A 21431-nucleotide genomic window follows, 5' to 3' on the forward strand; every position below is an offset into this window, starting at 1 on the left:
CCCTGCGCTTGGAGTCGGTCGAGCGCAGGGAAAAGGGAAGCGATCAATACAACGCGTTGGGCTGCACGATGCCGTGCTTCTTCATCTTCCGATACAGGGTCGACCGGGCAATGCCGAACTGCTGCGCCACCGCACTGATGTTCCACTGCTGCTCGCGCAGAACCGCGAGCAGGTGGCGCGCCTCGTCGTCGTCCAGGCGGGCGGCGAGGGCGGTGGCCGGCGGCTGCATGTCGGCGACGATGTCGGGAGTGGCCTGATGCAATTCCATCGGCAAACAGTCCAGGTCGATGCGGCCGTCTTCGGCCAGCGCGGCGGCGTAGCGCAAACAGTTCAGCAACTGGCGGATGTTGCCCGGCCACGGATGGTCGCGCAGCCGCTCGCGCACCGCGCTGTCGAGCTGCAGGTCGCCGCCCAGGCCCGCCAGCAGGCTGTCGATCAGTGCCTCGCGGTCCATGCGTTCGCGCAGTGGCGGCAGATGCAGGGTCATGCCGGCAAGTCGGTAGAAAAGGTCCTCGCGGAAGCCCTTGGCGCGGATCATCTCGGCGAGATTCTGGTGGGTTGCCGAGACCACCTGTACATCCAGCACCACCGGAGTTTCGGCGCCGAGGGGGAGGATTTCGCGTTCGGCCAGCACGCGCAGCAAGCGGGTCTGCAGGTGTGCCGGCATGTCGCCGATCTCGTCGAGGAACAGGGTGCCGCCGTTGGCCAGTTCCAGCTTGCCCTTCATGCCTTTCTTGCTGGCGCCGGTGAAGCTGCCGCCGCGGTAGCCGAAGAGTTCGCTCTCGATCAGGCTCTCCGGGATCGCCGCGCAGTTCAGCGCGACGAAGGGCCCGGCATGGCGCGCACTGGCCTGGTGGATGGCGCGGGCGAAGGCTTCCTTGCCGGTGCCGGTCTCGCCGGTGAGCAGGATGGAAATGCCCTTGTCGAGCACTTTGCGCAGCTTGCGCACACCGTCCTGCAGGCGCGGGTCGGAGCCGGCGAGGCGAGTGAGGTCGGGATGCTCCGGGCTACTGGACCCGCTGCGGACCGGAGCCTGGCGACGCGGCGGACTGGCCGGCGTGCGCAGGCCCACATCCACCAGCGCGTGATCGGCCAGGGTACGCAGGCGGATGCCGCGCGCGCCGCCCTTGCTCAAGTCGAGCAACTGGTCGACGTCCGCTTCCAGCAGCTGTTCGATACGGCTGCCCAGCAGTTCGCCCCGGCAGGCTGCGAAGGCGGCGTGGTTGGCGCCGATTACCCGACCCTGTTCGTCGAGGGCAATGAGCTGTTCGTTGGCCAGGTCCGAGACCTCGTCGCGGGCCTTCACCGACAGGGTCAGGCGGTCGCGGTAGCGCTGGCGGAAGCTGGCGTTCTCGATCAGCCGGGCGTACAGGATGACCAGTTGCAGGGTCAGGTACTGCGCGTCCTTGGGCCCGTCGTTGTACAGGCAGGTGGCATTCAGACAGCCGCGCAGGCGGTGCTGGGCATCGAAGATCGGCGCCACCGAGCAGCTCAGGCGGAAATTGCTCACCAGGAAGTGTTCCTGGCGATGGATGGTCAGCGCCTCGCCGGCGGCCAGCGCGGTGCCGATGCCGTTGGTGCCGGCAATGGATTCGTCCCAGCGCGCGCCGACGATCAGCCCGGCCTGGGTGTAGCGGTCGCGCTCGCTGGGCAGGCGCGCATCGAGGGTGATACCGCGCTCGTCGCTGAGCAGCACCGCAAAGCCCGCCGGCAGCACGCGTCGGGCAAGGCCGGTGACGCCCTGGCTGGCAATTGCCAGGTAGTCCTGGTGCAGACCCTGGTGCTCGCGGATTTCCCCGGCGGTGAGGATGTGTTTTTCCGCCCGCGCACGGGGGTCGAGACGGTGCTCCATCACGCTGCGGTACCAGGAGCGCGCGATGGCGCCCTCGGGCTGGATGTCACGCTCGCCGAAGTGATCGGCGATGAAGGCGGTAAGGTCGTTCGGGCAGTTTTCCAGGGATTGAGGGTGCATGGTCACTCCCGGCGGCCGTCAGTCGGACTGCGGCGCATTGTTTTTGTAGGGAACCGGCTCCGTTTAGGAGCGTTCCTAGGATTGGCTAGTCTAGACCGGTGGGTCACGGGCGACGAGAGCCCGAGCAAAGCCTGTGCCGAAACGCTTCACGCGGGGCATCGAGCCCCGCGCCAGAGCGCCCGCCGCCCAAGGGCGCGGGCGCAACCGGGCAGCGGCTGTCGCAGCCATGGGACAGTTGTAGCGGCGGGGCGCGACAGCTGTCGCGGGCCCGCTACCAAATCAGGGGGGAATCTCCTTCGAAAGTATCATTCGGGGAGCCTGACCCTGGTGTTTTACTCGACCTTGCCGGTTCTTCCGGTGCCTTCCAACAAGAAAGAGGACAGACCCATGTGGACCAAGCCTAGCTTCACCGACCTGCGCCTTGGCTTCGAAGTGACCCTGTACTTCGCCAACCGCTGATCCACTGCGCCCCGGTCCGCCGGGGCCCCTGCCCACGGGGCACTGTCATGCACATCCGAATTCTCGGGTCGGCCGCCGGTGGCGGCTTTCCCCAGTGGAACTGCAATTGCCGCAACTGTCGCGGTGTACGCGACGGCAGCGTGATCGCGCAACCACGCACGCAATCCTCCATCGCGCTATCCGACGACGGCGAGAGCTGGATTCTCTGCAACGCCTCCCCCGACATCCGCGCCCAGCTGGCGTCCTTCCCGGCCCTGCAGCCGGCGCGGCGCCTGCGCGATTCGGCGATTGCCGCCATCGTCCTGCTGGACAGCCAGATCGACCACACCACCGGCCTGCTCAGCCTGCGCGAAGGCTGCCCGCACGAGGTGTGGTGTACGGAGATGGTCCACCAGGACCTGTCCACCGGCTTCCCGCTGTTCCCCATGCTGTCGCACTGGAACGGCGGGCTGAAGCACAACCTCATCGAGCTGGATGCCGAGCCCTTCGTCATCCCGGCCTGCCCGGGCCTGCGCATCACCGCCATCGCCCTGCGCAGCAGCGCACCGCCGTACTCGCCGCACCGGGGCAACCCGCATCCGGGCGACAACATCGGCCTGTTCGTCGAAGACACCGCTACCGGCGGCAAGCTGTTCTACGCGCCCGGTCTGGGCCAGGTGGACGACGGCTTGCTGGCCTGGATGCGCCGTGCCGACTGCCTGCTGGTGGACGGCACGCTCTGGCGCGACGACGAAATGCGCGTCTGCGAGGTGGGCGACAAGCTCGGCAGCGAGATGGGCCACCTGGCCCAGAGCGGCCCCGGCGGCATGATAGAGGTGCTCGACGGCATCGACGGGCCGCGCAAGGTGCTCATCCATATCAACAACACCAATCCCATCCTCGACATCGCCTCGCCCGAACGCGCCGAACTGGACGCGCGCGGCATCGAGGTGGCATTCGACGGGATGGGGATTTTCCTTTGATGGCTCTTTTTCCAGAAGGAACCTCGCGATGACCCGCGAAGCCATGAGCCCCGCCGAATTCGAGCTGGCACTGCGCGCCAAGGGCGCCTGCTACCACATCTTCCACCCGTACCACGTGGCCATGTACGAAGGCCGCGCGACCCGTGAGCAGATCCAGGGCTGGGTGGCGAACCGCTTCTACTACCAGGTGAACATCCCGCTCAAGGATGCGGCGATCCTCGCCAACTGCCCGGACCGCGACGTACGCCGCGAATGGCTGCAGCGCATCCTCGACCACGACGGCGCGCCCGGCGAAGAGGGTGGCATCGAGGCCTGGCTGCGCCTGGCCGAATCGGTGGGGCTGGACCGCCAGCAGGTGCTGTCCCAGGAACTGGTGCTGCCCGGCGTGCGCTTCGCCGTGGACGCCTACGTCAACTTCGCCCGCCGCGCCAGCTGGCAGGAAGCGGCCAGCAGTTCGCTGACCGAACTGTTCGCCCCGCAGATCCACCAGTCGCGCCTGGACAGCTGGCCGCAGCACTACCCGTGGATCGATGCCTGCGGCTACGACTACTTCCGCAAGCGCCTGTCGCAGGCGCGCCGCGACGTCGAGCACGGCCTGCGCATCACCCTGGAGCACTACCGCACCCGCGAGGCCCAGGAGCGCATGCTGGAAATCCTGCAATTCAAGCTCGATGTGCTCTGGAGCATGCTCGACGCCATGAGCATGGCCTATGAACTGCAGCGCCCGCCGTACCACACGGTAACGGCCGAGCGCGTATGGCACAGGGGGTTGCTGTGATGAGTCTGCCTTCGCTGGACAGCATCCCGGCGCTGCGCCGGGGTTTCCGCCTGCAGTTCGAGCCGGCCCAGGGTTGCCACGTGCTGCTCTATCCTGAAGGGATGGTGAAGCTCAACGACAGCGCCGGGGCGATTCTCGGTCGGGTCGACGGGCAGGCCGACGTCGCCGGCATCATCGATGGTCTGCGTGCCGATTTCCCCGGCGTGCCGGGCATCGACGAAGACATCCTGGCATTCCTCGAGGTGGCCCATGCGCAATTCTGGATCGAACTGCGCTGAGGCGCCGGTAGGGCCACCGCTCTGGCTGCTGGCCGAGCTGACCTACCGTTGCCCGCTGCAGTGCCCGTACTGTTCCAACCCGCTGGACTTCGCCAGGGGCGGCGAAGAGCTGTCCACCGAACAATGGATCGAGGTATTCCGCCAGGCCCGCGAGATGGGCGCGGCGCAGCTGGGCTTCTCCGGCGGTGAACCGCTGGTGCGCCAGGACCTCGCCGAGCTGATCGCCGCCGCGCGTGGGCTGGGTTTCTACACCAACCTGATCACCTCCGGCATCGGCCTCAACGAGAAGCGCCTGAAGGAGTTCGCCGACGCCGGGCTCGACCATATCCAGATCAGCTTCCAGGCCGCCGACGAGGAGGTGAACAACCTGCTCGCCGGCTCGCGCAAGGCGTTCGCCCAGAAGCTCGCCATGGCCCGCGCGGTAAAGGCCCACGGCTACCCGATGGTGCTGAACTTCGTCACCCACCGGCACAACATCGACAGCATCGACCGCATCATCGAGCTGTGCATCGAGCTGGAGGCGGACTTCGTCGAGCTCGCCACCTGCCAGTTCTACGGCTGGGCCGAGCTGAACCGCGCCGGCCTGCTGCCGACCCGCGAACAGCTGCAACGGGCCGAACGCGTCACCGCCGAATACCGCGAGCGCCTGGCCGCCGCCGGCAACCCGTGCAAGCTGATCTTCGTGGTGCCGGACTACTACGAGGAGCGCCCCAAGGCCTGCATGGGCGGCTGGGGCAGCGTGTTCCTCGACGTCACCCCGGACGGCACCGCGCTGCCCTGCCACAGCGCACGACAGCTGCCGGTCAAGTTCCCCAACGTGCGCGAGCACAGCCTGCAGCACATCTGGTACGAATCCTTCGGCTTCAACCGTTTCCGCGGCGACGCCTGGATGCCCGAGCCTTGCCGTTCCTGCGACGAGAAGGAGCGCGACTTCGGCGGCTGCCGCTGCCAGGCCTTCATGCTCACCGGCGATGCCGAAGCCACCGATCCGGTGTGCGCCAAGTCCGCCCACCACGGGATCATCCTCGATGCCCGCCGCGAGGCGGAAACCGCCGCCATGCCACTCAGCGCGCTGACCCTGCGCAACGAGCGCGCTTCGCAGCTGATCTGCAAGGCCTGAGGATGCACGACAGCGACTGGAGCGCCGAGCGCGCGGTAGCCGCCGCGGGGGACTTTGCCGAGCTGCACGTGGCCCACGGCGGATTGCTGTGGGCCGCGTTCGACCCTGTCAGTGCGCGTTGCCGACTGTTCCTGCGCCGCGAAGGACAGAGCCGCGAACTGACGCCACCGGGCGCTTCGGTACGCAGTCGCGTCTACGAGTACGGCGGCGGCTCCTGCTGCCCAACTGCCGACGGCGTAGCCTGGGTGGAGGAGGGCGACCAGCAGGTGTACTGGTTGCGCCTGGGCGGCACGCCAAGGCCGATTACCCACCGCGAAGATTGCCGCTACGGCGACCTCCACTTCGTTCCGGCATGGAATGCACTCCTGGCGGTGGAAGAGGAGAACGGTAGCGCCGGGGTGAGCCATCGTATTGTTCGTCTCGACGCCGATGGCCGGCGCCGGGTGATGGCCTTCGGCGCGGACTTCTACGCATCGCCGGTGGCGGAGCGCAATGGCGAGCGTATCGCCTGGGTGGAGTGGGATCGCCCCCACCAGCCCTGGACGCGCACCCGCCTGTGCGAGTCCTTCGCCGGCGAAGAGCGCTGCCTGGCCGGGCAGGCCCGCCACGAGTCCATCCAGCAGCCGCGCTTTGCCGAGGATGGGCGCCTGCACTGGCTGAGCGACTGTGCCGGCTACTGGCAGCCGTACCACGAGGTACTGGGTGCCTTGCCGTGCGCCGCCGCCGATCACGCCGGCGCGCCCTGGCAACTGGGCGGGCACACCTTCCTGCCGTTGCCGCGTGGGCAACTGCTGGCGACGCGCTACGAAGAAGGACGCGGCGTGCTGGTGCTTTACGACGGACGCGGTGGCGAGCGCCGGCTCGCGCCGGAGTACAGCCGTTTTCGCGCGCTGGCGGCAGATGAGCTCCACTTCTATTGCATCGCCGCCGCACCGGATCGCTTGCCGACGCTGCTGGCCATCCGCCGGGTGGATGGCTCCACCCAGGTGTTATCCGGTGGTGAGAAGCCGCTACCCGAGGCAGAGCTGTCCCGTGGCGAGGCCTTCCATTACCCGGTGGGCGAAGACGAATGTGGTCACGGTTTCTTCTATCCAGCCCACGGCAACCCGGAAACGCCTCCGCTGGTGGTCTTCTTGCATGGCGGGCCGACCTCGGCCAGCTACCCGGTGTTCGACGGGCGCATCCAGTTCTGGACACGCCGCGGCTTTGCCGTCGCGGATATCAACTATCGCGGCAGCAGCGGCTACGGCCGCGCCTATCGCGAACGCCTGCACCTGGGCTGGGGCCGGGTGGAAGTGGAAGACATTGGCGCAGCATTGGATTACCTCGGCAACGCCGGGCGCATCGATCGCCAGCGTGTCTTCGTGCGTGGCGCCAGTGCCGGCGGCTATAGCGCACTGATGGCGCTGGCGCGGCTGGAGGGACTGCGCGGGGGCGCCAGCCTGTATGGCGTCAGCGATCCGCAGGCACTGGCGCGGGTGACCCACAAGTTCGAGGCGGACTACCTGGACTGGCTGATCGGCGATCCGCAGCAGGACGCCGGGCGTTACCGCGAGCGCACCCCAGTGCTGCTGGCCGGGCAGATCAAGGCACCGGTGATCTTCTTCCAGGGTGAACTGGACGCGGTGGTGGTGCCGGCGCAGACCGATGCCATGGTCGAGTCGCTGCGTCGGCGCGGCCTGCCGGTGGCGGTGCACCGCTATGCCGGGGAACGTCATGGGTTCCGCCAGGCCGCCAACCTCGCCCACGCGCTGGAGGCCGAGTGGCGCTTTTACCAGGCTCTACTGGACGTCTGAATCGTCTGCCAAGGTCGCATTGCAATACCTGACGGATACAGTAGGCTGCCGGAAATATCCCATAACAATAACGACAGAGCCCCCGATGTCCCACGAGCTCAGCCAGCTGCGCAAATTCGTCTCGCCAGAGATCATTTTCGGTGCCGGATGCCGGCACAATGTCGCCAATTACGTGAAAACCTTCGGCGCCCGCAAGGTGCTGGTGGTGTCAGACCCGGGCGTGGTCGCCGCCGGCTGGGTCGCCGATATCGAAGCCAGCCTGGCCGCCCAGGACATTCCCTTCTGCCGCTACACCGAGGTCTCGCCCAATCCGCGTGTCGAAGAAGTGATGCGCGGCGCCGAGGTCTACCGCAGCGAAGGCTGCAACGTGATAGTCGCGGTCGGCGGCGGCAGCCCGATGGACTGCGCCAAGGGCATTGGCATCGTCGCCGCCCACGGCCGCAATATCCTCGAGTTCGAGGGCGTGGACACCCTGCGTGTGCCCAGCCCGCCGCTGATCCTGATTCCCACTACCGCCGGCACCTCGGCGGACGTCTCGCAGTTCGTGATCATCTCCAACCAGGACGAGCGGATGAAGTTCTCCATCGTCAGCAAGGCAGTGGTGCCCGACGTGTCGCTGATCGACCCGGAAACCACCCTGACCATGGACCCGTTCCTCTCTGCCTGTACCGGCATCGACGCCCTGGTGCATGCCATCGAGGCCTTCGTCTCCACCGGCCATGGCCCCCTCACCGACCCCCACGCGCTGGAGGCGATGCGGCTGATCAACGGTAATCTGGTGCAGATGATCGCCAATCCGGCGGACATCGTCCTGCGCGAGAAGATCATGCTGGGCAGCATGCAGGCCGGGCTGGCGTTCTCCAACGCGATCCTCGGCGCGGTGCACGCCATGTCCCATAGCCTGGGCGGCTACCTCGACCTGCCGCACGGGCTGTGCAATGCCGTACTGGTGGAACACGTGGTGGCCTTCAACTACAGCGCCGCTCCCGAGCGCTTCAAGGTGATTGCCGAGACCTTCGGCATCGACTGCCGCGGCATGAACCACGCACAGATCCGCCAGCGCCTGGTGGAACACCTGATCGCCCTGAAGAACGCCGTGGGCTTCCACGAAAGCCTCGGCCTGCATGGCGTTGGCAGTTCGGATATTCCGTTCCTCTCGCGCCATGCCATGCAGGACCCGTGCATCCTCACCAATCCTCGCGAATCCAGCCTGCGCGATGTCGAGGTGGTATATGGCGAGGCCCTCTGACGAGCAGCAACAACAAGCCCTGGCCGGGTTGCTCGGGCTGGGCAGCCATTCCGCACGCAAGAGCCATTACCCGGAACTGGTGGCGCGCCTGGACGAGCTGGAAACCGAGCGCAACCGCTACAAATGGCTGTTCGAGCACGCCGTCCACGGCATCTTCCAGGCCAGCCTGAGCCAGGGCCTGCGCGCCGCCAACCCGGCGCTGGCGCGGATGCTCGGCTACGACGATCCGCAGCAGGTGTTGTGGAGCCTCCCGGACATGGCCAGCCAGCTGTTCGTCGAGGGCGAAGCGGAGATGCGCCGAATCCTGACGCTGTTGCGCGAGCGCGATGGCCTGTTCGGTTATGAGACGCGCCTGCGTCGCCGCGATGGTAGCCACGTCATCGTGCTGATGAACCTGCTGATCAAGCCCGATGAAGAAGGACTGGTGGAAGGCTTCGTCGCCGACATCACCGAACGCGTCCAGGCCCAGCAGCGCCTGCAGAGCCTCAACGAGGAACTGGAGCAGCGCGTCGCCGCACGCACCCGCGAGCTGGAAGGCCTGAACCAGCAGTTGCGCGAGGCGCGCGACGCCGCCGAGGCGGCCAACAACAGCAAGGACAAGTACCTGGCCGCCGCCAGCCACGATCTGCTGCAACCGCTCAATGCCGCGCGTCTGCTGGTCTCCACTCTGCGCGAACGCAAGCTGCCAAACGCCGAGCAGGTGCTGGTGGAGCGCACGCACCAGGCGCTGGAAGGTGCCGAGGATCTGCTCACTGATCTGCTGGAGATTGCCCGGCTGGACCAGAGCGCGATCCGCCCGGACCTGGACGTTTACCCGCTGGGCGAGCTGCTCGGCCCCTTGGTTTCCGAATTCGACGAGGTGGCGCGAGCCGCCGGCCTGCGCCTGCGCTCACGGATTCCCGTGGTGGCCGTGCGCACTGACCACCGCCTGCTGTCACGTATCCTGCGCAACCTTCTCAGCAACGCCTGCCGCTACACCGAGCGGGGCAGCGTGATGCTGGCGGCGCGTCGACGCGGCGATAACCTGCGTCTGGAAGTCTGGGACACCGGGCGCGGGATTCCGGCGGACCAGCTGCAAGCGATCTTCCTCGAATTCAACCAGCTCGATGCCGGCCGCGCGGCGAACCGCAGGGGGGTCGGGCTGGGGCTGGCCATTGTCGATCGCATCGCCGGCATCCTCGGTTGTCGCGTGCAGGTACGCTCGGTGCCTGGGCGTGGTTCGGTGTTTGCCATCGAAGTGCCGCTCGCGCGCGACCTGCAGCACCCGGGCCGGGTCGAGAGCGGCCCGCGTCCGGTCACCGGCGACCCGCTGCCGGGACGGCGCCTGCTGGTCATCGACAACGAAGAGGCAATCCTCGCCAGCATGGCCGCGTTGCTTGGGCAGTGGGGGTGCCAGGTGCTGTCGGCGACGAACTACGAGGAAGCGCTGAAGGCGCTGGATGGCAAGGCGCCGGAGGTGATCCTGGCCGACTACCACCTCGACCATGGAGGCACCGGCTGCGAGGCGGTACGCGGGTTGCGCGAGTATTTCCAGCGTGAACTGCCGGCGGTGATGATCACCGCCGACCGCAGCGACGACTGCCGCCGCGCCCTGCAACGGCTGGGCATGCCGCTGCTGAACAAACCGGTGAAGCCGGGCAAGCTCCGCGCGGCGCTGAGCCTTTTGCTCAGCAACTGAACTCAACCGTCCTTGCGCCCCAGCATGCCGTTGACCTTGTCGCGCAGCGCGTCGATGGAGAAGGGTTTGGCGATCATCGACATGCGCGTGGCCAGCTCGCTGCCGTCGATGTGGACGATCTCGGCGAAGCCGGTGGCGAACAGTATCGGTAGCTCCGGTCGGGCCTCCCGCGCGGCGGCGGCCAGCTCTTCGCCATTCATGCCCGGCAGGCCGACATCGGTGAGCAGCAGGTCGATGGCAGTGTCGCCCTGCAGGACCGGCAGCGCCTCTTCGGCATCCTCGGCCTGCAGCACCTGATAGCCGATTTCCTCCAGTACCTCCACGGTGAGCATGCGTACCAGGTCGTTGTCTTCGACGACCAGGACACAGAGTTGCTGGTTGGCGGTTGCGGCGGGAGTTGCAGGAATCTGGGGGATGTCGACCACGGTGGAGCCTCTCGGGAAATAGAGTGTGACGCAGGTGCCCTGGCCGGGCTCGCTGCGCAGGCGGATATGCCCGCCGGACTGTTTGATGAAGCCGTAGACCATCGACAGGCCCAGGCCACTGTTGGGGCCGATGCCCTTGGTGGTGAAGAAGGGGTCGAAAACGTGGGTGCGGGTCGCTTCGCTCATGCCCAGGCCATTGTCCTGCAGGGCGAGGGCGAGGTAGTCGCCGGCCGGCAGGTCATGGTCGCCACTGCTGAACGTGTGCCGCTGCAGGACGATGTCCAGGCGTCCGCCGCCCGGCATGGCGTCGCGGGCATTGTCCACGAGGTGGAGCATGGCCTTGTGCAACTGGTCGCGGTCGGTCAGCACGCTGTGCGTCTCTTTCAGGCTCAGCTCCACTGCGACATCCGGGCCGGCGCGCTCGCTCAGTTCGTCCTGCCACTGGCGCAACTGCTGGCCGAGGTCCACCGGGTGCATGGCCAGCGCCTGGCGGCGCGCGAAGGCGAGCAGGTTGTGGGTCAGCTCGGCGGCGCGCTCGGTGGCCTGGGTGGCGGCATGCAGGATGTGGTCAAGCTCGGGTTGAGCGCTGGCCGGCGCGCGGCGGGTGATCAGGTCGAGGCTGAAGCGGATGCTCGCCAGCAGGTTGTTGAAGTCGTGGGCGATGCCGCCGGTGAGCTGGCCGACCGCCTCCATGCGCTGGGCATTGGCCAGGGCGGACTGCGCCTGTTCGAGCAGTTCAGCGGCGCGACGTTGTTCGGTGACGTCGCGGCCGCAGCCGTAGATCAGACCGTTGTCTTCGCTGGCATGCCAGGAAATCCAGCGGTAGCTGCCATCGGCGTGGCGCATGCGGTTCTCGAAGTGCTGCAGGCGCTCGCCGCGGGCGAGGGTGGCGCGGGTGCCGATGCTGGGCGCCAGGTCGTCGGGATGCACGAGCTCCTCGCTGTTGCGGCCGCTGAGCTGCTCTTCACTCCAGCCCAGCAGGCTGCTCCACGCCGGGTTGACACTGCGCAGCACGCCCCGGTGATCGAGCACGCAGAGCAGGTCCTGGCTCATGGCCCACACGCGGTCGCGCTCCTGGGTGCGTTGGCGCGCTTCCTCCTGCACCGCTTCCTTGATCCGCCGCTCCTCGGCGCGCTGGCGGGCAGCGGCCAGGGCATGGCCGAGCAGGGCGGCCAGATCGTTGAAGAAGCTGGCGTAGCTTTCGTCCAGCCGCCGGCGCGGGCTGATGCCGAACACCGCAAGGCTGTCGGCATGGCCGTCCAAGGGGGTGGCGTAGGTGCTGTCGAGCACTTCCGGCCAGGGCGCGAACGCGCGCGCGTACTGACTGCCCAGCGGCGACTGCTGCGGCTGCTGCAGGCCGTTGAACAGGTGCAGCGGGTCATCGTCGGCCGTCAGCCGCGCCGGGACGAAGCGGTCGCTGGCATCGGTGCCGCAGGCGCCGAGCAGAGTGCCGGCGTGGTAGAGCAGGCAGAACGGCACGTCATGGGCGGCTTCGGCGAGCAGGGCAAGGGCCTGGGCGCAGACCTGGGTGATCTCATCGGCCTGGCCAAGACGCTCGGCGAGGCGGGTCAACAGGCGCTGACGGCGTTGCTGGATGACGTTGCCGGTGGTCTCCACGGCGGTATTGAACAGGCCGACGGGCTTGCCGTCCGGCCCGAAGATAGGGCTGACGTTGTAGGTGAAGTAGGCTTCTTCGACATAGCCGAAACGCACCATGGGCAGCAGGCGGTCTTCCTCATGGGCGGCGACACCGGTCTGCAGGATGCCGTTGTACATGGGGTCGAGGATCGACCAGATGTCCGACCAGGCGACCCGCGCCGGCTGCCCCAGGCAGGCGGGGTGCTTGTCGCCGGGTATGACGCTCCAGGCGTCGTTGTACAGCAGGACGAATTCCGGGCCCCAGTAGATGCACACCGGCAGGCGCGAGTTGAGGCCTACCTCGAGGATGCCCTTGAGCGTGGCCGGCCACTGGTCCATCGGGCCGAGCGGCGTTGCCGCCCAGTCGTGCTGGCGGATCAGCGGCGCCATGGCGCTGCTGTTGAGGAGGTCACCGGTGAACGGCGCGGGTGACCTTGAGGTTTCCCCGGGAGAGCTTGGCATCGAGCAGACCCTGCGTCTGATCCTTCGTACAGTGTTGATCAACAATTCCCTATCAGGGGTTGGAAACGCCCGGCGGAAGAAAATTCCACTTTTTTGCGCTCCGGCGGCGAGCCCTGTCGAAAATAGATCGAACGTCCCACAAGAACGCGTGTCAATTCGCCAGCTGGGTAGGTAGCCTACAACTCTTCGCGTTATTATTTCTGCTGTTTTACGAATGTTCTTACAATAACTTCAAGTACTTACCTGGCCTCTGTCGCAGGCGCCACCCCGGTGGCGGACCGCATCCAGGAAGGGCAGCCAACAGGGAATTCGTCTGTATGAACCAGAAACCCGTCGCCGACGAAAGCGCCTTCCGCCGCATCCTTGCGCGCAACATGGCCCTGCCGTTGGGCATCTGCCTGTTGGGCGCGGTGCTGTTCATCGGGCTGATCCTGTACATGCTGAATGTGCTCGGTTGGGTCGAGCACACCGACCGGGTGATCTCCAGCGCCAACGAGATGCAGCGGCTGAGCGTCGACCAGGAGAGCGGCCTGCGCGGCTTCCTGATCACGGGCGATCCGCGCTTCCTCGAACCGCTGGAACAGGCACGGCCACGGATCAACGCCGGGCTGAAGAGCCTCTCGGAGCTGGTCGCCGACAACCCGCCACAGGTCGAGCGGGTCTCGCGCCTGACTTCGATGCAGGACGAGTGGATGACCTTCGCCCAGCAGATGATCGAGCAGCGCCGCCAGGGCGAGGATACCTCCGACGCGATCAAGGCCGGGCGCGGCAAGAGCATGATGGACGCTATCCGCGCCCAGTACGCCTCGTTGATCAACACCGAGCAGCAACTGCGCCACGACCGCAACCAGTTCGCCACCAGCCTGTCGACCGGGGTGGTTGTACTGTACCTGGTGTTCAGCATCGTGGTCGGCACGCTGCTGGCGTACTTCGGGCGCCGGCAGTTGGTCAGCCTGTCCGATTCCTACGCCGAATCCCTGCGTCGCCAGGTGCTGCACAACGAACAACTGCAGCGTCAAGCCTGGCTGCGCGACGGTCAGAGTCGTCTGGGCGAGCAACTGATCGGTCAGCAGTCGCTGCCGAATCTGGGACGCAGTCTGATGGACTTCCTGGGTGAATTCGTCGCGTCCCCGGTGGGGGCGCTGTACGTGCGTGATGATCACGGCGGGCTGCGCTTGACCGGCACCTTCGGGTTCGCCGCCCATGCGCTGGGCGAGGACTATTTCGCCCCGGGCGAAAGCCTGATCGCCCAAACCGCTCGTCAGCGCAAGCTGCGTATGGTAGACGGCCTGCCGCCGGATTACCTGAAGGTCAATTCGGCATTGGGCAATGGCCAGCCGGTGAGCGTGGCGATGCTGCCGCTGCTTAACGATGGCGGCGTTGTCGGTGTATTGGAGCTGGGTTTTCTGCGCCAGTTGGAGGAGCGCGACCAGGCCTTCCTGCAGAACGTCGCCGAGCCCCTGGGGAGCGCCATCGCCTCGGCTCAGTACCGCCAGCGCCAGCAGGATCTACTGGCGGAGACCCAGCAGCTCAATGAAGAGCTGCAAGTCCAGCAGGAAGAGCTGAAGACGGCTAACGAGGAGCTGGAAGAACAGTCGCGGGTGCTCAAGGAGTCCCAGGCGCACCTCGAGGCGCAACAGGCCGAGCTGGAGCAGACCAACGAGCGCCTCGCCGAGCAGGCCCAGGAGCTGGCCGCGCAGCGCGATGACCTCGATGGCAAGAACACCGAGCTGAACCAGGCACGCCTGGACCTGCAGCGGCGTGCCGACGAATTGCAGCGCGCCAGCCGCTACAAGTCAGAGTTCCTCGCCAACATGTCCCACGAGCTGCGCACCCCGCTCAACAGCTCGCTGATCCTGGCGCGCCTGCTGGCGGACAATGAGGACGGCAATCTCAACGACGAGCAGGTGAAGTTCGCCGAGTCGATCTATGGTGCCGGCAATGACCTGCTCAACCTGATCAATGACATCCTCGACATCTCCAAGGTCGAGGCCGGCAAGCTGGAGGTGCGCCCGGAGAATGCCAGCGTGCGACGCCTGGTCGAAGCGGTGGAGGGGCTGTTCCGCCCGCAGGCCGACGACAAGGGCCTGCGCTTCGTCGCCGAAGTCGCCGAAGATACTCCGGCACTGCTGTTCAGCGACCGTCAGCGGGTCGAGCAGATCCTCAAGAACCTGCTGTCCAACGCCTTCAAGTTCACCGATGCCGGCGAAGTCTCGCTGCGTGTCAGCGCTGCGCCCGAGGGGCTGCGCTTCGACGTGCGCGATAGCGGCATTGGCATCGCCGAAGACCAGCTGCAGCGCATCTTCGAGGCCTTCCAGCAGGCGGACGGCGCCACCACCCGCCGTTACGGCGGCACCGGCCTGGGCCTGTCGATTTCCCGCGACCTGGCGCACCTGCTGGGCGGCAGCATCATCGTCAGCAGCCAACCGGGCGAAGGCAGCGTGTTCAGCCTGTTGCTGCCGTTGAACTACGAGGCGCCGGTCGAAACCGATGTGGCCAGCACACCCGCGCCGGTCGTCCCCGCAGCGCCAGTCCCGATGACCCCGCCGGTGGTCCATGCGCCCGTCGCCGCTGCCTTTGCCGATGACCGCGAGCAGCTCAATATCGGTCAGCGCTGCGTGCTGGTGGTGGAGGACGAACCGAAATTCGCCCGCATCCTCTACGACCTGGCCCACGAGCTGGGCTATCGCTGCCTGGTGGCGATGGGCGCCGAGGAGGGCCTGCGCCTGGCCGACGAGCACGGTCCCGACGCGATCCTGCTGGACATGCACCTGCCCGACGAATCCGGCCTCGCCGTGCTGCAACGCCTGAAGGCCAACCCGCGTACCCGCCATGTGCCGGTGCACGTCGTCTCGGTGGAAGACCGCAGCGAAGCGGCCCTGCACCTGGGCGCCATCGGCTATGCCCTCAAACCCACCACCCGCGAGCAACTGCGCGAGGTGTTCGGCAAGCTGGAGGCGAAGCTGACCCAGGAGGTCAAGCGCATCCTGCTGGTGGAGGACGACCCGCTGCAGCGCGACAGCGTCTCGCGACTGATCGGCGACGACGACATCGAGATCACCGCGGTGGAGCAGGGCGAGCAGGCCCTGGAGCTGCTGCGCAAGAACATCTACGACTGCATGATCATCGACCTGAAGCTGCCGGACATGCAGGGCAACGAGTTGCTGCGGCGCATGGGCGAGGAGGACATCTGCTCCTTCCCGCCGGTGATCGTCTACACCGGGCGCAACCTGACCCGCGACGAGGAGGCCGAGCTGCTCAAGTACTCGCGCTCGATCATCATCAAGGGCGCGCGCTCGCCAGAGCGCCTGCTGGACGAGGTGACGCTGTTCCTGCACAAGGTCGAGTCGCAACTCTCCAGCGAGCGCCAGCGCATGCTGCGCACCTCGCGCAATCGCGACCGGGCCTTCGAGGAGCGGCGCATCCTGTTGGTGGACGACGACGTGCGCAATATCTTCGCCCTCACCAGTGCCCTGGAGCACAAGGGCGCCCGCGTGGAAGTGGCGCGCAACGGCCGCGAGGCCATCGAGAAACTCGCTGAGGTCGGCGACATCGACCTGGTGCTGATGGACGTGATGATGCCGGAGATGGACGGCTACGAAGCGACGCGCCTGATCCGCCAGGACGCGCGCTGGAAGAAGCTGCCGATCCTCGCCGTGACCGCCAAGGCGATGAAGGACGACCACGAGCTGTGCCTGCGCGCCGGCGCCAACGACTACCTGGCCAAGCCCATCGACCTCGACCGTCTGTTCTCCCTGATCCGTGTCTGGTTACCGAAGCTGGAGCGCATCTGACATGCCTGATCGCAGCCAGGACATCGAGCTGCGCCTCCTCATCGAGGCGATCTACCTGAAGTACAGCTACGACTTCCGGGACTACTCCGGCACCTCGCTCAAGCGCCGGGTGCTGCATGCCACCCAACTGTTCGAGTGCCGCAGTATCTCGGCGTTGCAGGAGCGCATCCTGCACGACCCGCATGCGTTCCACGAGCTGCTGCAGTACCTCACCATCTCGGTGAGCGAGATGTTCCGCGACCCCAGCTACTTCCTCGCGCTGCGCCAGGAGGTGGTGCCGGTGCTGCGCACCTATCCGTCGCTGCGCCTGTGGGTGGCCGGTTGCAGCACGGGTGAGGAGGTCCATTCGCTGGCCATCCTCCTGCATGAAGAGGGGCTGCTGGAGCGCACGCTGATCTACGCCACCGACATCAATCCGCGCTCGCTGGAGCAGGCGCGGCGGGGTATCTACTCAGTGGACGACCTGGCGCAGGCCAGCGCGAACTATCGCGCCGCCGGCGGCAAGGGCTCGCTCTCGGACTACTACACGGCGGCCTACGACGGCGCGCTGTTCGACAAGATGCTGCGGGCCAACGTGACCTTCGCCGACCACAGCCTGGCGACCGATAGCGTGTTCTCCGAGACGCACCTGATTTCCTGCCGCAACGTGCTGATCTATTTCAACCGGCAGTTGCAGAACCGCGCCATCGGCCTGTTCCACGAATCGCTGTGCCACCGCGGCTTCCTCGGCCTGGGCAGCAAGGAAAGCCTGGACTTCACCGACTTCGCCTCGGAGTTCGAGGTGGTGAACCGCCGCGAACGGGTGTTCCGCAAGCGATGAACACGCAACGAGCTGTGCGGGCCGTGGTCATCGGTGCCTCCGCGGGCGGCGTGGATGCCTTGTTCCAGTTGTTTGACGGGTTGCCGGCGGACTTTGCCCTACCCATGGTGGTGGTTCTGCACTTGCCCGAGAGCCACGAGAGCCAGTTGGTCGAGCTGTTCGCCCGGCGCCTGGAGATTCCGGTGCGCGAGGCACACGACAAGGCACCGATTGAGGCGGGAACGCTGTACTTCGCCGCGGCGGGTTACCACCTGTCCATCGAGCGGGATTTCACCTTTGCCCTGAGCCGCGAGGCGCCGCGGAACTTCTCCCGGCCCTCGATCGACATCCTCTTCGACTCGGCGGCGGATGCCTACCGCGGCGCGCTGGCCGGCATCCTGCTGACCGGCGCCAACCAGGATGGCGCCGAAGGCCTTGCGCACATCCACCGCGAGGGCGGTCTCAGCATCGTCCAGGACCCGGCCGAAGCCGCCGTGTCCACCATGCCGGAAGCGGCCATTGCACTGCACGCCCCGGACTACATTCTCCCTTTGCGCGAGATTCACGCGCTCCTGCTCCGAATGGGCCCCCGACATGCTGCGTAACCAGGGAAGCAAACTGCTGATCGTCGACGACCTGCCGGAGAATCTGCTGGCACTGGAAGCGTTGATCAAGGGCGAGGGCCGTGAGGTGTTCAAGGCCTCCTCGGCGGACGAGGCGCTGTCGCTGCTGCTGGAACATGAGTTCGCCCTGGCGCTGCTGGACGTGCAGATGCCCGGCATGGACGGCTTCGCCCTGGCCGAGCTGATGCGGGGCACCGAGCGCACCAAGAACATTCCCATCGTCTTCGTTACTGCCGCCGGGCGCGAGCTGAATTACGCGTTCAAGGGCTATGAAAGCGGCGCGGTGGACTTCCTCTACAAGCCGCTGGACAACCACGCGGTGCGCAGCAAGGTGAACGTCTTCGTCGACCTCTACCGCCAGCGCAAGGTACTGGAGCAGGCACGTGCCGAACAGGACGCGCTGCTTGCGGAGCTGCGCGAGACCCAGGTGGAGCTGCAGCGCGCGGTGAAGATGCGCGATGACTTCATGTCCATCGTCTCCCACGAGCTGCGCACGCCGCTCAATGGCCTGATGCTGGATACCCAGCTGCGCCGGTTGCAGCTGGCCAAGGGCAAGCTGGAGCACTTCGCCCAGGATCGCCTGGGTGTGCTCTTCGAGCGCGACGAGCGCCAACTGGTCGGCCTGACCCGGCTGATCGAGGACATGCTCGACGTCTCGCGCATTCGCACCGGCAAGCTGTCGATCCGCCCGGAAGCGGCCGATCTCGCCGACATTGCCCGCCGCGTGCTGGGCAATTTTGCCATCCAAGCCCAGGCTGTCGGCTGCGATTTGAGCCTGAGCGCGCTGGAGCGGGTAGAGGGTGTGTGGGACGCGTACCGTATCGAGCAGGTGATCAGCAATCTGGTCAGCAATGCCCTGCGTTATGGCCCCGGCCAGCCGGTCGAGGTGACGGTTGCGGTATACGGGGGCCAGGCACAGCTTTGCGTACGCGACCACGGCGATGGCATCAGCGCCGAGGAGCAGCGTCGCATCTTCCAGCAGTTCGAGCGCGGCGCCGGCGCAACCCGCGTCGCCGGATTGGGGCTTGGGCTCTTCATTTCCGAACAGATCGTCCAGGCCCACGGCGGCCGCATCGAGGTGCGCAGCGAGCCGGGGCAGGGGGCGGAGTTCTGCGTCTACCTGCCGTTGGATTGAGCGCCGTCCGGCGGCATTCGAAGTGACGTGCCTGAGCCTATGCTTTGCTCCAATGAGCCAAGAGAGCAGATTTCATGCCCGAAAAGACTGCCAGCACCGCCCAACTCGTCGAAGACGCACGCTACCGCCTACTGGTCGAGGCGGTAACCGACTATGCCATCTATATGCTCGACCCCGATGGTCGGGTTAGTAGCTGGAGCTCCGGTGCTCAGCGGCTGAAGGGCTACGCCGCCGATGAAATCCTCGGCGAGCATTTCTCGCGGTTCTATACGCCCACTGATCGCGAGGCCGGCCTGCCCGAGCGGGCACTGGGCGAAGCGGCGCGGGTCGGCCGTTACGAGAGCGAAGGTTGGCGCCTGCATCGCGATGGCAGTTCGTTCTGGGCCCACGTCGTGATCGACGCCATCCGCAGCAGCGAAGGCGAGTTGCTGGGCTTTGCCAAGATCACCCGTGACCGCACCGAACAGCATGAGACGGAGCTGGCCCTGCGGCGCAGCGAGCAGCAGTTCCGCCTGCTGGTCAATGGCGTGACCGACTATGCCCTGTACATGCTCGATGCCGAGGGCAATGTCACCAGCTGGAACTCCGGAGCCGAACGAATCAAGGGCTACCATCCGGAGGAAATCATCGGCCGCCGCTTCGATTGTTTCTACTGCGACGAGGACCGCCAGGCCGGCGTCCCGCGGGCCAGCCTGGATACTGCACTGGCCGAGGGGCGCTACGAGGAAGAGCGCTTGCAGATGCGCAAGGACGGCTCGCGCTTCTGGGCCAATATCGTCATTGATCCGGTGTTCGACGACACCGGCAAGCTGCTGGGGTATGCCAAGATCACCCGCGACATCACCGACAAGCGCCGCGCCCAGGAAGAGCTGGAGCGCGCTCGCGATGAGCTGATCCAGTCGCAGAAGATGGAGTCCCTGGGCCAGCTTACCGGTGGCGTCGCCCACGACTTTAATAACCTGCTGACGGTGATCCTCGGCGGTCTTCAACTGCTCGAACGGCAGTTACCGAAGGATAATGAGAAGATCCAGACCATCTGGCGCAATGCCCTGGAGGCGACTCGCCGTGGCGCCCAGCTGACGCAGCGGATGCTGGCGTTCGCCCGCAAGCAGCGGCTGTTCCCGCAGCCGATCCAACTGCCGGCGCTGCTGCAGGACATGAGCGAACTGCTGGTCAGCTCCCTGGGCCCGACCATCAGCCTGGAGACCCGCTTTCCGCTTCAGCTGGACTGCGTGATGAGCGACCAGAACCAGCTGGAGCTGGCGATCATCAACCTGGCCACCAACGCTCGGGACGCCATGCCAGGCGGTGGCCGCATCACCTTTTCGGGACGCAACGCCCAGGTCGGGCCGCAGCAGAGCGGCAAGCTGGCGCCGGGGGAGTACGTGTGCCTGGCTGTGACCGACTCGGGACAGGGCATGGACGAGGATACCCTGCGTCGCGCCGCCGAGCCTTTCTTCACCACCAAGCCCACCGGCAAGGGCACCGGGCTAGGGTTGTCCATCGTCCACGGCCTGGCGCAGCAGCAGGGTGGAGCGCTGCTGCTGCGCAGTACGCCGGGGCAGGGCACTACGGCGGAAATCTGGTTGCCGGCGGTGAAGCCGAAGGCGGGGCTGGAGGTGGCGGAGGACCCGCAAACGGTCGTGCGGGCCGAACCGAACGAACCATTGGCGCTGCGAGTGCTGGTGGTGGATGACGATGCGCTGGTCCTGGCCGGCACCAGCGCGTTATTGGCCGACCTCGGCTGCATGGCGGCGCGAACCGACTCGGCGCGAGCGGCCCTGCAGTTGCTGGAGCAATCGGCGTTCGATTTGATGATCACCGACTTCGCCATGCCGGACATGGACGGCATGCTGCTGATACAGCAGGTGCGCCAGTCCTATCCAGAGCTGACCTGCGTGCTCACCACTGGCTACGCCGGACGGGTGGATACCCTGGCCGACTCGTTGCTGAGCCTGCCCAAGCCGTTCGATCGCGATCAGTTGCTGGCACTGCTGTTGCGAGTGAAAAACGGCGGGTAGAAAAAGCGAACCTCCCAGTCCCGGGCGCAGCCCAATAGGGACTGCCAATGCTCAGGAGGTTCTGTCATGCACGCCCACTCGTATGCCCAGCGACCGGAGCCACAGGAAGCTCCGCCCGACCGTGAGAGCCAGATTCCCGAGGACTTTCCCGAGGAGGTGCCGATGCAGCAGCCTCCGGAGGAGCCGGTACCCCGGCCGGAGCAATAGCCGCCTGCTGCGCCCCTACGGGAGCGCGCCATACC

Annotated in this window: 15 protein-coding genes; 13 read left to right on the forward strand and 2 right to left on the reverse strand. The window is 66.4% G+C overall.

The annotated features are described in order from the left end of the window. Positions 1-43: 43 nt before the first annotated feature. A complete protein-coding gene (locus tag LDJ84_RS15185) occupies positions 44-1972 on the reverse strand; it encodes a sigma-54-dependent Fis family transcriptional regulator (protein ID WP_226044938.1) in 1929 nt (642 codons plus the stop codon). Positions 1973-2359: 387 nt separating this feature from the next. Between LDJ84_RS15185 and pqqA the strand changes: the two genes are divergently transcribed. The 8 genes from pqqA (at position 2360) to LDJ84_RS15225 (ending at position 10292) form a co-directional block, all read left to right on the forward strand. Next, complete coding sequence (gene pqqA / locus LDJ84_RS15190; protein WP_003106462.1) at positions 2360-2431, forward strand: pyrroloquinoline quinone precursor peptide PqqA; 72 nt, start codon at positions 2360-2362, stop codon at positions 2429-2431. A gap of 47 nt (positions 2432-2478) precedes the next feature. Then, complete coding sequence (gene pqqB, locus LDJ84_RS15195; protein WP_065083830.1) at positions 2479-3393, forward strand: pyrroloquinoline quinone biosynthesis protein PqqB; 915 nt, start codon at positions 2479-2481, stop codon at positions 3391-3393. Positions 3394-3421: 28 nt separating this feature from the next. Then, entirely contained in the window at positions 3422-4171 is a 750-nt protein-coding gene (gene pqqC, locus LDJ84_RS15200) for a pyrroloquinoline-quinone synthase PqqC (RefSeq protein WP_065083829.1), read from the forward strand. Next, a complete protein-coding gene (gene pqqD / locus LDJ84_RS15205; protein WP_024762490.1) occupies positions 4171-4449 on the forward strand; it encodes a pyrroloquinoline quinone biosynthesis peptide chaperone PqqD in 279 nt (92 codons plus the stop codon). The genes pqqC and pqqD overlap by 1 nt, the downstream gene beginning before the upstream one ends. Further along, entirely contained in the window at positions 4421-5569 is a 1149-nt protein-coding gene (gene pqqE, locus LDJ84_RS15210) for a pyrroloquinoline quinone biosynthesis protein PqqE (RefSeq protein WP_226044939.1), read from the forward strand. Before pqqD ends, pqqE begins: the two co-directional genes overlap by 29 nt. A gap of 2 nt (positions 5570-5571) precedes the next feature. After that, complete coding sequence (locus LDJ84_RS15215; RefSeq protein ID WP_024762492.1) at positions 5572-7365, forward strand: alpha/beta hydrolase family protein; 1794 nt, start codon at positions 5572-5574, stop codon at positions 7363-7365. Positions 7366-7450: 85 nt separating this feature from the next. Further along, positions 7451-8614, forward strand: coding sequence for an alcohol dehydrogenase-like regulatory protein ErcA (ercA, locus tag LDJ84_RS15220; RefSeq protein WP_024762493.1), 1164 nt, complete (start codon positions 7451-7453; stop codon positions 8612-8614). Further along, positions 8598-10292 (forward strand): NahK/ErcS family hybrid sensor histidine kinase/response regulator, encoded by a 1695-nt coding sequence (locus LDJ84_RS15225; RefSeq protein ID WP_084357819.1) that lies wholly within the window; start codon positions 8598-8600, stop codon positions 10290-10292. The genes ercA and LDJ84_RS15225 overlap by 17 nt, the downstream gene beginning before the upstream one ends. Positions 10293-10294: 2 nt before the next feature. Here LDJ84_RS15225 and LDJ84_RS15230 read toward each other — a convergent pair whose 3' ends face one another. Then, entirely contained in the window at positions 10295-12817 is a 2523-nt protein-coding gene (locus LDJ84_RS15230; RefSeq protein ID WP_226044940.1) for an ATP-binding protein, read from the reverse strand. A gap of 317 nt (positions 12818-13134) precedes the next feature. Here LDJ84_RS15230 and LDJ84_RS15235 point away from each other — a divergent pair, with 317 nt between their 5' ends. The 5 genes from LDJ84_RS15235 to LDJ84_RS15255 all read left to right on the forward strand — a co-directional run bounded on the left by LDJ84_RS15235 (position 13135) and on the right by LDJ84_RS15255 (position 21189). Beyond that, positions 13135-16611 carry a response regulator gene (locus LDJ84_RS15235; RefSeq protein ID WP_226044941.1) on the forward strand — a complete coding sequence of 1159 codons (3477 nt, stop codon included), beginning with the start codon at positions 13135-13137 and terminating at the stop codon, positions 16609-16611. Between the two features lies 1 nt (position 16612). Then, on the forward strand, positions 16613-17431 hold the full coding sequence (locus LDJ84_RS15240) for a CheR family methyltransferase (protein ID WP_024762497.1): 819 nt from the start codon (positions 16613-16615) through the stop codon (positions 17429-17431). Continuing rightward, a complete protein-coding gene (locus LDJ84_RS15245; protein WP_024762498.1) occupies positions 17428-18015 on the forward strand; it encodes a chemotaxis protein CheB in 588 nt (195 codons plus the stop codon). Before LDJ84_RS15240 ends, LDJ84_RS15245 begins: the two co-directional genes overlap by 4 nt. Continuing rightward, positions 18005-19168, forward strand: coding sequence for a hybrid sensor histidine kinase/response regulator (locus LDJ84_RS15250; RefSeq protein ID WP_065083822.1), 1164 nt, complete (start codon positions 18005-18007; stop codon positions 19166-19168). The genes LDJ84_RS15245 and LDJ84_RS15250 overlap by 11 nt, the downstream gene beginning before the upstream one ends. A 74-nt stretch (positions 19169-19242) precedes the next feature. Beyond that, a complete protein-coding gene (locus LDJ84_RS15255; RefSeq protein ID WP_226044942.1) occupies positions 19243-21189 on the forward strand; it encodes a PAS domain-containing sensor histidine kinase in 1947 nt (648 codons plus the stop codon). The last annotated feature ends 242 nt before the right edge of the window (positions 21190-21431 follow it).

Source organism: Pseudomonas sp. HS-18, assembly GCF_020401845.1.
Classification (GTDB): Bacteria; Pseudomonadota; Gammaproteobacteria; order Pseudomonadales; family Pseudomonadaceae; genus Pseudomonas; species Pseudomonas nitroreducens.